Origin of the sequence: Leptospira terpstrae serovar Hualin str. LT 11-33 = ATCC 700639 (assembly GCF_000332495.1) — a bacterium.
GTDB lineage: Bacteria > Spirochaetota > Leptospiria > Leptospirales > Leptospiraceae > Leptospira_A > Leptospira_A terpstrae.
On the sequence record NZ_AOGW02000006.1, the window covers coordinates 608,757 to 620,965 of the forward strand.

Consider the following 12,209-nt stretch of genomic DNA (forward strand, 5'->3'; position numbering starts at 1 on the left):
AATGATTACAGAACCGAAACAGATACATACTTCTTTAGGACCTGTTCTTGTACCTGTGGAAGATGGCCTTTGGGAGATAGACCTCACACATTTAAGAATTTTTTTTGGACTTTCCATTCTTTCTCGTACAATCGGAGAAGAGATCGGAAACCAATTAAATTCCTTACCTGGCGATTTATCTTTTACATATAAAATAAATCCTAACATCAACCATGAGTTAGTGGATATGCATATCCAACATGTCCAGGTTTTTGCAAGAGCAGGAATATTAAAAGATTGGGTATTGTTTAGAGAACAATTTGAAGAAAATTTACGTTTTGTTTTTGGATCTTTCCAACAACAATCCGTAGCAAAAAAAATTCATCCCGAATTTTATGGCGAAGACCCAAATCGAAATTCTTCTGTTGCCTTATTGTTTCCCTTTGAAGCAGATTTTGTTCATCCTTCCGGTTATTACATACTGATGGAAAGGGTGGCAAGCCAATATCGAATCGGAGATTTTTTTCTTCGCATAACAATAGATACACAGGAAGATGGATGTTTGAATTTGGCAAATATCAAACATGAAATCATTAGTGATGCCCATACGAGAACTTACATTGCAGGTGCTTCAAAGATAAGTGAGTCGCTTAGTAATGGAATGATCAATGCTGCACAAAAGGGCGAAACTTTTTACGAAGAAGAAAATAGCCATTTTAGTAAAGTTTTTTCTCAAATCGAAAAAACTCCTCTTGGAAAACTGACGAACATTAATTTCTATTGGGAAGAACAATACCGAAACTTGATTTTGAGTTCAGATCCCAGTGTTTCATTAGCCATCCTTAAAAAACTTTTTCTTTTATTGGAAGATTCTTCTGCTTCAAAAAAAATCAAAGAAGGAAATACCATTCGGGCCCTCATTGGTAAAGTTTCTGTTTATGTAGATCTTTCCCGTTTAGATCGTGTTTTGAATTTTAGTATCAATCAGAAAAGAACCTTACTCGATTCTTCCTTTTATTTGAAACGAATGCCTCTATTGGAACAAATTGCGAATTCCAATGGACATAAATATAGTTTAGAAGGAATCAATGTATTTTTAATTCATCATATCACTTCAGAGATTATATCACTCATCGAAGCCTTTCGAAGATTAAAGGTAAATTCCTTAGATGTTGCCTTTGTTAAGTATGGTGGAAACATTCCGCCAGTGTATTTGGATATTTTACTAGATATTCCAACAGAAACGTTTTTTATGTCGGGACTTGAGTTTAAACTTACGAAAAACAATACTCCGTATTATGGTGTATCACCACTATATAGTGATTTTGAAATCCATTCCACATTCCGTCATAAGTTAGAAGATGCTAAATTAGGTTTTTTTGACGCAATGAGACGACTGGCAGTTTTTTTATTTTTAAACAAATTATTATCTATCATTCCAAAAAATGAAAAGCTGATCCTGATTGAAGATGGTGGTTATGTAGCCCCCATTTTAAATGAACGTGCGTTAGATGGAATTTCTTTTGGTGCTGTTTTGGATGAGTTTTGGGTAGAAACAAAAGATCGTTCCATAAAAGAAAAACAATTCAGTGAAATTCTAAAAACCTATGTTGTTGGAACGATTGAACATACTCGAAATGGTTATGATCGTTTGGTTAAAGTGAAAGAAAATAAAAAATCTCTATTTTTACCTGCCTTTTCTATTGCCATCTCTAATGAAAAAACACAAGAAGAATCGAAGGAAGTAGCTCGTTCGATTTTGAATGCTCTAGACAATACTTTACATGGAATAGGAAAAGTATTGTCTAAAAGGAAAGTTCTATTACTTGGGTCAAAAGGAAACATCGGTGGGTTTTTAAAAAGGTACCTTATTGGTGGTTTTCTTCATGAGAATCATTTAGATATTCTAGAAGTAGATCGTAAATTAAATGCCGAGTCGCGATATTTAAAATCAGATTTCTCTCATGTATCTGATTCTGAATTTGCGGAAATTGATATGATAATCGGTGTTACAGGTGAATCCATCATTTTACCTAAAACTTGGGAAAATTGGATATTGAACAGTAAACATAAACAATTGTTTATAGCATCTGGTTCTACAAAAACAGTAGAATTTGCAGATTTTATCAAATGGATCAATGAATTGAATTTGTCCGATAATCCAAAGTTAAGCGGTGAAGATTTGACTATTTCTTTTCATAGGATTTTAGATCCACAAACACAGATGGATTTAGGATCTAGAATTCTTTTTAAGATAGAGAAAAAACAAATCGAAAAAGAAGTGTTTCTTGTCAGTGACGGAAGTCCAGTGAACTTTTTGTTTTTTGGTGTTCCGACCGAATCAATGGATCCTATCATTTCACAACTTGCTTGCGTATCTTTAGGAATGGTTCATTTTTATAAAACGGAAAAACTTCCGAATCCGGATTTATATGCAGTTGATCACCAAATTGATGTTTGGGGAAAGTTTTTGTGAGTAACCACGGTTTTTTTCAAATTACACAAAAGTTGTTCCTTCGCGATGGAAACCAATTGTTGGTTTTGCGAGATAGTAAGTCCGGCCATGGTGATCTTCCTGGTGGTCGTATGAATGAAGATGAATTTTTTTCAGATTGGTCAGAAAGTATTTTTCGGGAAGTTTCCGAAGAATTGGGAGACCAAATTAAAATTGATGTAAATCCAGAACCAATTTTTATACATAAACATAGGGTCAATGAAGGAAATTTCCCTTGTGTCATCATTGCATATTCTGCCAAACTTGTGGAAGGAATCATTCAATTATCTGATGAACACGACTTTATGGACTGGGTTGATATATCAAAATTTGACCCATCCAATCTTTTTTCGGAGTATATGTTGGATGCAGTCCAACTTTATTTAAAAAAATATGCATAATTTATATGTTCCGCCTTATAAAATTCTCACTTTTATCGTTTTGTTTTGTTTCGGTTTTTTTTCTGCCTCTTATCTTAAAGATGATCAAACAACCTTACCAAAATTTGATATTCCAAAACCAGATGTAAGTTTCGATCTCAAATTTAATTTTGATTTTAATTTTAGCAAACCTGAAGTAGATGAAGATATTTCGAAACCTACAAAATCTTGGAATGATGTAGTCATTCAAACCAACGGAACAGATCGAAAGTATGGAAATTTAGTTGGAATTCAGTTAGTTCTACAACCGGAAGACTTTGTCAAAGAAGAATGGTGGCGAGAACGAATCGAAGAGACCTTAAACAAAGGAAAAACCTCTGGAATTTTTGATCGAAAAACAATTGTTATCCTTCCTGAACATACAGGAACTGGATTGTTATTCTTAGATGAAAAATCGAGATTTTTAAATGCGGATTCTCTAGAGTCTGCTCTTAAAACCAAAAGTGATCAATTTACCGTTTCCGATTTATTTTATTTGAAAGCGGAGAAAATGGCTGATGTTTATGTTAGAACTTTTTCAGAATTAGCAAAACAATACAACGTACCGATTTTAGCTGGAACTATTATTCTACCGAATCCGAAGATTGTGAAAGGAAGTCTTGTTCTCGATCCGAAAGGTCCATTGTACAACGTAGCAGTTCCATTTTCGGCAGATGGAAAATTAATGGATCCGCTTGTTAAAAAAACTTTATTAACAGAAGACGAATTAAAAATACTTTCTCCTGGTGAAATCACACAAGATCGAGTTTGGATTGTTCCAGGTTGGAAAGTAGCAATCTTCATTGGACAGGAAGTTTTTGATATTAATATTTACAACCGTCTTGTTGGAAAACCTATTGATGGTTTGATTTCGCCATCTGCCTCTTACCCAAATATGAAATGGCAGTCCTTAGATTTGGAAGATACGAATATTTGGAAACAAGAAGGATTGGCAAAGTTCATTAAATCTACAAAAGCACAAGACTTAGTGCAAGTGTTCTTAAGCGGGCATTTATATGGTAAAAACTGGAATGGAAAAACATTTAATCTTCGAGACTTTTCTAATGAAGATCAGGTAAGGTCGGTTGAAAATCCTACAATCTTAAACTTGTACTTTTAATTTTCACAGGATTTAACGGTTTTTTGAACCCTTAATTTTGGGACCGGACCCAAAATCGATTTGACAGGGGATTCCTTTCCACAAAAAATTTTCAGAGTTATGGCACAGAAGTCCCTTCCTAAAAATGAGTTTTATGTAAAATGCCCTTTGTATACTAAAGGACTTTCTGTTTGTCCTAGTTCCAAAGATCGTTTGCAGACTGAGGATTTGGAAAGACTGACTTCTCATTGTATTGCGGATACTTATAAAGTTTGCGATATCTTTTCGGCTAAAAAAGAAAAAGAACAGGCAGCTTAGCCATCATTCAATTTTCTAACTTTTTTGAAATATTCATAAATCATCCAATCTTCAGCTGAAAAAACTAGGTCATCTAACACCAGTTCTCCTCTTCTGCTTTCATAAACAATTTTGTCACTAGCAACTCCCCATAATCTTTCTATAAAGAATGGGAAGTGTTCCTTTTTACCAGAAACTTTCCATTTCATGGGTTGATTGGGTTCGTTTTGGTTTGTAGCGATAAATTCATCTTTCCCACTCATTCGCCATGAGAAAGCTTCCCTTGTCACAATGGGAATTCCTCGATTGATTGAGGGAGTTTTCCCTTGATGGTAGACCACTTCTTTTAAGTAAAGGTCACCTATTTTTCCCCCGACCACGTAGCCCGAATTGCCATTGTTATAGTAAAATCTTGGAAGTATGATATCTTTCGAAAGTAGAACAACTCTTTTGGTTTCCAAATTTAGAAAAAATAAATTATAGGAACCAGCAATTCCCGACCAAACTAAAAACTCATTTCCTATAGAAGTTATGTGATAGTGTGTTTTTAATTTAGGAAAAGGGGTGGGAAATAAGTCTCCAGGGAGAAACTTTTCTGGTTTAGAACTATTGCCAGTTTTTTCAACGAACAATTGGTTTTCAAAGAAATATAGTAACAGGTCTCCTGAATTTGAGATTGTCATTCCCGTTTTGCAAGGTATATGAACAATGGATTCATGTTCTAATGATGAGTCAGATGTGGAATAACCAAATAAGGCACAACCTCCGTATTGTTTCAAAGGGTATTGTACGGCTACATAATTTCCGTTAGCCGATACTTGGATTGAGTCGGGCCGGAGTTTTAATTCAATAGAATTTCTATTGTCATTTACTAAATCTTTAAAAAAGAGAGTTTTGTTTTCTGTCCAAACAATCTTTGTTCTGTCTTCTGAAAGCGCAAATAACCTCGGTTGGTTTGGTTTATTTTTCGAAAGTATTTCCGACGTTGGCCGATTGGCGGAAAGTCTATCTTGCAATAGAACCATAGCTTTTTCATATTTTTCTTTTGATATTAAATCTTCTATTTCGGATACTAATGATTCGTGTTTTGATTGGCAAGAGAAAAGAAATAAGGCAACAATTGGGATTAGGAAGGAAAATAATTTCACTGAGACTCCAAAAATTCTCTGATTTCTTCTGAATGGATTTCTTTAGAAAAAAGATCCATAGCGGTTTTGCCAACACGTTTCGTGTCATAATAGGCAAAGGTACCTGTCACTACAGCACCTCCAATCGGGATCCAACGTGCAAATTGTTTGCGAATAATTGATTTAGATATTAGTATTCCCAATTTTTCTAACATGGTTTGAAATACTCTAACGGTAGTTGGGCGAATCAAAATTTTAAGAGAGGATTCTTCGATTATTTTACGGAAAACCTGAGCACCTCCATGTTTGAAAAGGCAATATAACAACAATTCTTTTGTAACTTGGACTTCTTTTCCATAAAGTGCCGCAATGTCCAAAATCAAATGTCCTTGAATTCGATACACAAAAAGTAACTCAGGAAGTATGCTGAGAATCCCTAAGGGACCTGGGGGAAGAGAGCAGGTTGCGCTGACGAGTCCAGATTTGAAAGAAGCATTTTGGACCAATTCCTGAATGAGATTGTCAGGAGGTTGGATTGTGGGCGCATAGGGGCTTCTATAGTCCTCTAAGCCGGCGAATAATTCGACTAGGCCCTCTAAAAAACCTTCGGTTTTGACCTGAGATGGCGATTCGTTCACTGGTTTCTTAAATCCTCCTTAGATTTTGGTTTATCAAAAACAGGCATTCTATATCCTTTCCATAGACATGATAGATAGATTGAAAAAAATTCAAGAAAAATACCTGCGTATCGAGGATGAGCTCGCTAAAGCCACTTCATCTGATACATTGAAGAATCTATCGAAAGAAAGATCTCGCCTAACTCCCGTATATACAAAAGCTGATGAATATTTAAAAATTACTAAAGATTGCCAAGATGCAAAATCTCTTCTTGAGTCCGATAATGATCCAGACATGCACGCCATGTTGAAATCGGAAATTGAAGAAGGTGAAAAAAAGTTAGAAGAGTTAGCCAAAGAACTTGAAATTATGTTATTACCTCCAGATCCAAATTCTGGAAAAAGTATCCTTGTCGAAATTCGTGCTGGAACAGGCGGAGAAGAATCAGGGTTGTTCTGTGCAGATTTATTCCGCATGTACAATAAGTATGCTGATAAACAAGGAATCAGGGCCGAGATCATCGATGCAAGTCCTACAGGGATCGGTGGTTTTAAAGAAATTGTATTTTCATTAGATGATGATAGAGCATACGATTTATTTAAGTTTGAATCAGGAACTCATCGTGTTCAAAGAATCCCTGAAACAGAATCTGGTGGAAGAATCCATACTTCCGCTGTAACAGTTGCTATACTACCTGAAGCAGAGGAAAAAGAGGTCGAGATTAGAGAAAGTGATCTCAGGATTGACGTATATCGCTCGTCAGGTGCTGGTGGGCAACACGTCAACACAACCGACTCTGCTGTTCGAATTACCCATATTCCGACTGGCATAGTAGTTGCGTCTCAGGAAGAACGTTCTCAAATCAAAAACCGTGATAAAGCAATGCGAGTTTTACGTGCGAGGATTGTTGACCAAATGGCTGACGCTGCTAAACAAAGTGCTGATGCTTTGAAAAAAGCCCAGGTTGGGTCAGGTGACCGGTCAGAACGAATTCGAACCTATAACTTTCCTCAAGGGCGTTGTACTGACCACAGAATCGGTTATACCAGCCATAATCTTCCTGCAATCATGGAAGGTGACTTGGATGAATTGATCGATGCATTAGTACAAGAAGACAGATCGAAACGATTGGCAGAAGCAAAAGCTTAAAAAGTTTCCAAATTTCTCTGGAATTGGATTGATTCGGGTGGTTGGAATGTTATAAGAAGTAGGTCAGGAAATTCCATCAGATGAATCGTATGAAAACTGCAATTTCTATCCTTGTTTTCGTTAGCTTGTCCTTTGGAAATTGTAGATCAGTCCATAATAATGATCCGTTCAGTGATGCACTGTTATACTATCTTCTTTTTAATGCAATAGCAAATGCTTCTGAAGAAAATTGCAATTTTTCTCCTTCAGCAAGTTTTGACTCTCTTTACAGTGACCAATGGCATTTACAAAACATTAGCCAATTCGGTGGGACATTTGGTGAAGACGCCAATGTCAATAATGTTTGGAACCAGGGTATATCAGGAAACCAAGTAATTGTAAGTGTAGTTGACGACGGTCTTGACATTCGACATGAAGATTTATCTTCCAATATTTCAGTCACAGCCAGAGGGTTAAATCTCCTTAATAATACTATCTATCCAACTCATTCCTACTCCAATAGTTTCCATGGTTCAGCTGTCGGTGGTGTAATTGCCGCCAGAGGTGGGAACGGTATTGGAGTCCGGGGAGCTGCCCCCTGTTCTAAGTTAGTCGGTGTGAATCTTTTAGAAAAATCTACTATTTATACCTCTGATGAATATAGAGCGATGGTCAATGAAACTGCTCGTGTCTCTATATCCAATAATAGTTGGGGTTCTCCGGATGGTTATGGTTGGCTCTGGCCTTCAAGTGCTCTTTGGCAACAAGGAGTGAATGAGGGAACTCAAAAAGGTAAATCCGGGAAAGGTACTGTATATGTTTGGGCTGCAGGGAATGGTGCAAACGGTGGGACAATTGCATCCCCCATTCTTGTAGATAATGCCAATTACGATGGACAGGCGAATTATTATGGTGTTATGGCGATAGGCGGGATTGGACAAGATGGTACAAAGGCAAACTATTCGGAATCTGGTGCCAACTTATGGGCAGTTGCTCATACTCAAGGGAATAATGCAACAGCCTATACTACGGCCATTTCGACAACAGATGCCACAGGTGCATTTGGACTGAATGCGGGTGGAACCTCTGGAGATTATTCGCAATCAAACTACACTAAAAAATTTAATGGAACATCCTCTGCAACTCCTTTGGCCGCAGGAGTCATAGCCTTGTTGTTAAGCCAATATCCAGATTTGAATTGGCGCGACGTACGCGAGTTAGTTGCCTATTCTGCAAGACAAAACGATCCAGGCGATACTGATTGGAGCATGAATGGTGCTGGTTTAAATATCAATCATAAGTACGGATTTGGTGCTCTGGATGCTACAAATCTGCTAATGAATGCAAGTAACTGGGTCCGTATTTCAACCCCACAAATCATTGATGCGAAAGCTATTTTATCTCCTAATACTCCTATTCCTGATAATGATTTAGTTACAGGGGCCACAGTAAATTATCCTGTTACCACAGGCATTAGTTATATCGAATATGTGGATGTAGAATTTACTTCCAATCATACGTACTTTCCAGAGTTGTATGTACTCATTACCTCACCCAGTGGAACTACTAGTTTTCTTTCTGAAGCACATGCCTGTGCTAATCCATATAGTAATACTTTATGTACCTCGGGAAATACTTCTATCGCCACAATGACAGGATCTTCCACTTACCGTTTTGGACTGGCTCGCAATTTAGGAGAAAATCCGAATGGAAATTGGACCATACGAGTGTATGATGCGAGTGCCACTGATACAGGATCCATCAACTCCGTTCGATTACGAATTTATGGAAGGTAGCCTATGAATCAGAATTTGAGAATGAAATCTATCAATTGGATTAGTTTAGTTGTTATAGTTTTTACTTCCTTTATTGAATTGAACGCTGAACCTAAAGATCCACCGAGTTCAATAACCTTTGTCGAAGGTGGAGTCACAAAAACTTTTTATCGAAATCCCAATGTAGTTGCAGAATTTGTAAATGAACAACAGGCTCAAACAAATCAAAAAGTAAACCAGGGCAAACTAGGTATCAAATTTGGATGGAATGTTCGTCCAGCAGGTAAGGAACTTTTTCCTAAATCGACCAAATCGACTACTAATTCTAAAGTAACGGAAGTATACTCCACCTCCGTTGGTGCGGGTGCAAATCTTGTTTTGCCTGGGATATTAATCGTATCATTTTCTATTGATCAATCAGCAGTTTCTTTAGATCGAATTTCTAAAAAGTATGGTATCAAAGTCCAGAATCAATTTTCTCCACGTTTGGTGAGTTTCCAAACAGAACCTGGTTTTATTTCCGTTGAAAAAGCTAATGAAGTACTTTCTGAACCGAATGTTTTAGAAGCTTATCCTGATACAGCAGTAGAAAAAAGTTTGAAATAATGTTCACCTAATCTAAGTAAGCATTTACATAGCTAGGTAAAAATACATTAATTTTAGGATTTCTTGTTTTCTAACAGGTTTTGGTAAATAAGAAGTAATTCCGGCTAAAAAACTTTTACTAATGTCTTCCTTTTGAACATTTGCCGAAATAGCAATTATTGGTACGGAGTCGCTCGCTCTGATTTGGTTTGCCAATTCTATCTTTCTGATTTCTCTTGTTGCTTCTAATCCATCCATCTCTGGCATTTGCATATCCATCAAAATGATATCGAATTTTAGTGATTTAAATTTTTCCAATGCTTCTTTTCCATTATAAGCAACAGTAATCTCAATTGGATATTTACGAAAAAATGTTTTGATGATAAAAACATTTTCTTCTGAATCTTCTGCTAATAGAATTTTGCAATTAGGAAACTTTTCTGGTTCAGGAAGTTCTAAATTGAGCCAATGTTGGTGGATACCTGACATTCGTTTGATAAACCCTTCATACGGTATCTCAAAAATAAATTTAGATCCAACTCCAACTTGACTGATTACAGAAATATCGCCACCCATTAGTTGAATTAACTTTTTCGTAATCGTTAAACCAAGTCCAGTTCCTCCATACTTTCTTGTAGTAGAACTGTCCACTTGTGTAAAACTTTCAAAAATCGAAATTATCTTTTCGGTGGGTATACCAATTCCTGTATCTTCAACGGAGATTATTAAATTCTTTTTGTTCTTAGAGAGAGAGCTGTTAACAACAATTTTTCCTTTTTCAGTAAATTTCATCGCATTACCGAGTAAGTTTATCAGAACTTGTTGTAACCTTGTCGAATCGCCTGCAATACTTTCTGAAATCTCATCTTCTACATGAAATTCAATTTCTATTCCTTTACCTTTTGCTTTCATATAAAATAAGGAAATCGTTTCACTCATCAATTCTCTAATTGAAAAATGGATATGTTCCATTTCTAATTTTCCTGATTCGATTCGAGATAAATCTAATATATCGTTTATAATGTTAAAGAGAGCTTTTCCCGAGTTTCTTAGCACAGTTAAATACTCTTGTTGTTCTTCGGTTAGCTCGGTTTCATTTAATGTGTCGGTCATCCCAAGAATTGCGTTTAATGGTGTTCGTATCTCATGGCTCATAGAAGCTAAAAAATCAGTTTTAGCTTGTGATGCTTTTTGCGCTTCTATTTCCCGCAAATTTGCTAAATTCATTTGTTCTCGTAATAATTTTTCACGAACTACTTGTTGGGAAACATCTGAAATTTGAATCATACAAAAATGATCTGTTTCATCTTCGATTGATATTGGAATCACATGCAAATATTGATAAATTCGTTCGCCAGCAGATTTTGTTTTCTCGTTATCAAAAAGTGGAAAAGGAAAAGGATTTAACGTGTGAGTCAATATAGAATATTGCGAATATTGCAAACAGAGTTCAATTGATTTGAATGTACGTGTATTTTTAAGGTCGGGGAAAACATCTAAAAAAGAGGAATTTTCTAAATCTGATTCTTTAAATCCAGAACTCTTGAGAAACCAACTATTGACTAAAACAATATTAAGATTTTTATCCAGGATGAGGATTCCAATCCCAGATTTTTTAATAATTGTTAGTAAATGCTTTTCACTTAGAGAATTCACTACTTCAACTTTTCAATGAGTACTCTAGAAAGATTTTTTATACTATCGAAATTAAGAATGAAAAAAATATACCCTTTGATGTCTTTTCCGCTTAGTTTATAATCAATAAAAACTAAAAGAATAGAGTTGTCTTTTTTTGGATTTCGCCTAAGGAGTAAGTCTTCATATTTCCCTGAAAAAAATTCAGGAACATGAGTTTCTATTTTATAATCAGACATTTTTGCTAAATTTGAGAGTATCGCGTTGAGAATTATATTGCCAATTTCACTTAAAGCATCTTTTTCAAATTGCGAAACTTCATTCAAAGCAACATAATCTTTCATCATCATTTTAACAATTTCCAAACTTGCACTTTTGTGAAATAAAAGGAATGCTGATCCTTCACCAATCCCACCAATAAACTTTTGTTCTATGGTGCATACATCTTGGTCTGCAAGATATTCAATGTTTTTAGCCTCTTCCGTGCTAATTAGTTTTAAGCTGGGAACAGTGAGCAAAATTTCATCGGAAATCATTTCGCTCATTAGTTTAGCTGCCCCGCCCAAACTAATATTGAATAGTTCACACAACGAATCTCGTTCAATTTCAGTTAGAAAATTCATAGTTAGTCCAAATGTGGGATAATTTTTTCTGACGTGACTGGTTTTTCTACAAAATCAATTCCGATCGTCTTTGCTCTATTTTTAATCGCATCTTGAATGTTAGCTGTGATTAATACGATTTTTGCAACTTTGTAGTTGTTTTTGAGGTCTTCTGCTAAATCCAATCCTGACAACGTTCCTGGCATGTTTTGGTCCAAACTAAAAAAATCGAAGTCTCGATGATCTTTTAAAAGCGACTTAGCATCGTCTGCAGAACTTGCCTCCAGAATCTCCCAATCTGGGTATTTGTCTAAGATTATCTTTCGGATCATTAAACGGGTAACTGTGCTATCATCTACGATCAGCGCTTTTTTTTGTGACATATGTATTGCCTTAATTCCGAACTAGTTTATAAATGAGATTGCACGTAATAATTGACGGAAAAAAAATC

Annotated in this window: 12 protein-coding genes; 7 read left to right on the plus strand and 5 right to left on the minus strand. The window is 35.9% G+C overall.

The genetic code is table 11. The features are described 5' to 3' along the window. The first annotated feature begins 1 nt into the window (after position 1). The 4 genes from LEP1GSC203_RS04890 (at position 2) to LEP1GSC203_RS04905 (ending at position 4,309) form a co-directional block, all read left to right on the plus strand. Positions 2-2,455 carry a hypothetical protein gene (locus tag LEP1GSC203_RS04890; RefSeq protein ID WP_002972555.1) on the plus strand — a complete coding sequence of 818 codons (2,454 nt, stop codon included), beginning with the start codon at positions 2-4 and terminating at the stop codon, positions 2,453-2,455. Beyond that, positions 2,452-2,874, plus strand: a complete 423-nt coding sequence (locus LEP1GSC203_RS04895; protein ID WP_002972387.1) for an NUDIX domain-containing protein — start codon at positions 2,452-2,454, stop codon at positions 2,872-2,874. The genes LEP1GSC203_RS04890 and LEP1GSC203_RS04895 overlap by 4 nt, the downstream gene beginning before the upstream one ends. Beyond that, positions 2,867-4,012, plus strand: coding sequence for a carbon-nitrogen hydrolase family protein (locus LEP1GSC203_RS04900; protein WP_002972330.1), 1,146 nt, complete (start codon positions 2,867-2,869; stop codon positions 4,010-4,012). Before LEP1GSC203_RS04895 ends, LEP1GSC203_RS04900 begins: the two co-directional genes overlap by 8 nt. Positions 4,013-4,111: 99 nt before the next feature. Then, positions 4,112-4,309, plus strand: a complete 198-nt coding sequence (locus tag LEP1GSC203_RS04905) for a hypothetical protein (RefSeq protein ID WP_002972909.1) — start codon at positions 4,112-4,114, stop codon at positions 4,307-4,309. Here the strand turns inward: LEP1GSC203_RS04905 and LEP1GSC203_RS04910 are convergent. Next, positions 4,306-5,436, minus strand: coding sequence for a hypothetical protein (locus tag LEP1GSC203_RS04910; protein ID WP_002972157.1), 1,131 nt, complete (start codon positions 5,434-5,436; stop codon positions 4,306-4,308). The two genes, LEP1GSC203_RS04905 and LEP1GSC203_RS04910, sit on opposite strands and share 4 nt — an antisense overlap. After that, on the minus strand, positions 5,433-6,053 hold the full coding sequence (locus tag LEP1GSC203_RS04915) for a hypothetical protein (RefSeq protein ID WP_002972670.1): 621 nt from the start codon (positions 6,051-6,053) through the stop codon (positions 5,433-5,435). The genes LEP1GSC203_RS04910 and LEP1GSC203_RS04915 overlap by 4 nt, the downstream gene beginning before the upstream one ends. Before the next feature lie 67 nt (positions 6,054-6,120). On the opposite strand from LEP1GSC203_RS04915, the gene prfA reads away from it, so the two are divergent. The 3 genes from prfA (at position 6,121) to LEP1GSC203_RS04930 (ending at position 9,542) form a co-directional block, all read left to right on the plus strand. Continuing rightward, a complete protein-coding gene (gene prfA / locus LEP1GSC203_RS04920) occupies positions 6,121-7,182 on the plus strand; it encodes a peptide chain release factor 1 (RefSeq protein ID WP_002972593.1) in 1,062 nt (353 codons plus the stop codon). 80 nt (positions 7,183-7,262) lie between these two features. Then, positions 7,263-8,957: a S8 family serine peptidase gene (locus LEP1GSC203_RS04925; protein ID WP_002972576.1), complete on the plus strand. Its 1,695-nt coding sequence runs from the start codon at positions 7,263-7,265 to the stop codon at positions 8,955-8,957. A gap of 21 nt (positions 8,958-8,978) precedes the next feature. Further along, positions 8,979-9,542: a hypothetical protein gene (locus LEP1GSC203_RS04930; RefSeq protein WP_198008547.1), complete on the plus strand. Its 564-nt coding sequence runs from the start codon at positions 8,979-8,981 to the stop codon at positions 9,540-9,542. Between the two features lie 24 nt (positions 9,543-9,566). Here LEP1GSC203_RS04930 and LEP1GSC203_RS04935 read toward each other — a convergent pair whose 3' ends face one another. Genes LEP1GSC203_RS04935 through LEP1GSC203_RS04945 form a run of 3 tightly spaced genes read right to left on the minus strand, consistent with a single transcriptional unit; the run spans position 9,567 to position 12,141 of the window. After that, a complete protein-coding gene (locus LEP1GSC203_RS04935; protein WP_002972529.1) occupies positions 9,567-11,177 on the minus strand; it encodes an ATP-binding protein in 1,611 nt (536 codons plus the stop codon). Further along, positions 11,177-11,779, minus strand: a complete 603-nt coding sequence (locus tag LEP1GSC203_RS04940) for a chemotaxis protein CheX (RefSeq protein WP_002972596.1) — start codon at positions 11,777-11,779, stop codon at positions 11,177-11,179. Before LEP1GSC203_RS04940 ends, LEP1GSC203_RS04935 begins: the two co-directional genes overlap by 1 nt. 2 nt (positions 11,780-11,781) lie before the next feature. Further along, a complete protein-coding gene (locus LEP1GSC203_RS04945) occupies positions 11,782-12,141 on the minus strand; it encodes a response regulator transcription factor (protein WP_084764900.1) in 360 nt (119 codons plus the stop codon). Positions 12,142-12,209 lie beyond the last annotated feature (68 nt).

Excerpts from the sequence above, each read along its gene's own strand:
- LEP1GSC203_RS04890 (WP_002972555.1), top strand. The coding sequence starts at position 2 with ATGATTACAGAACCGAAACAGATACATACTTCTTTAGGACCTGTTCTT.
- LEP1GSC203_RS04900 (WP_002972330.1), top strand. The coding sequence starts at position 2,867 with ATGCATAATTTATATGTTCCGCCTTATAAAATTCTCACTTTTATCGTT.
- LEP1GSC203_RS04905 (WP_002972909.1), top strand. The coding sequence starts at position 4,112 with ATGGCACAGAAGTCCCTTCCTAAAAATGAGTTTTATGTAAAATGCCCT.
- prfA (WP_002972593.1), top strand. The coding sequence starts at position 6,121 with ATGATAGATAGATTGAAAAAAATTCAAGAAAAATACCTGCGTATCGAG.
- LEP1GSC203_RS04925 (WP_002972576.1), top strand. The coding sequence starts at position 7,263 with ATGAATCGTATGAAAACTGCAATTTCTATCCTTGTTTTCGTTAGCTTG.
- LEP1GSC203_RS04930 (WP_198008547.1), top strand. The coding sequence starts at position 8,979 with ATGAAATCTATCAATTGGATTAGTTTAGTTGTTATAGTTTTTACTTCC.
- LEP1GSC203_RS04940 (WP_002972596.1), bottom strand. The coding sequence starts at position 11,779 with ATGAATTTTCTAACTGAAATTGAACGAGATTCGTTGTGTGAACTATTC.
- LEP1GSC203_RS04945 (WP_084764900.1), bottom strand. The coding sequence starts at position 12,141 with ATGTCACAAAAAAAAGCGCTGATCGTAGATGATAGCACAGTTACCCGT.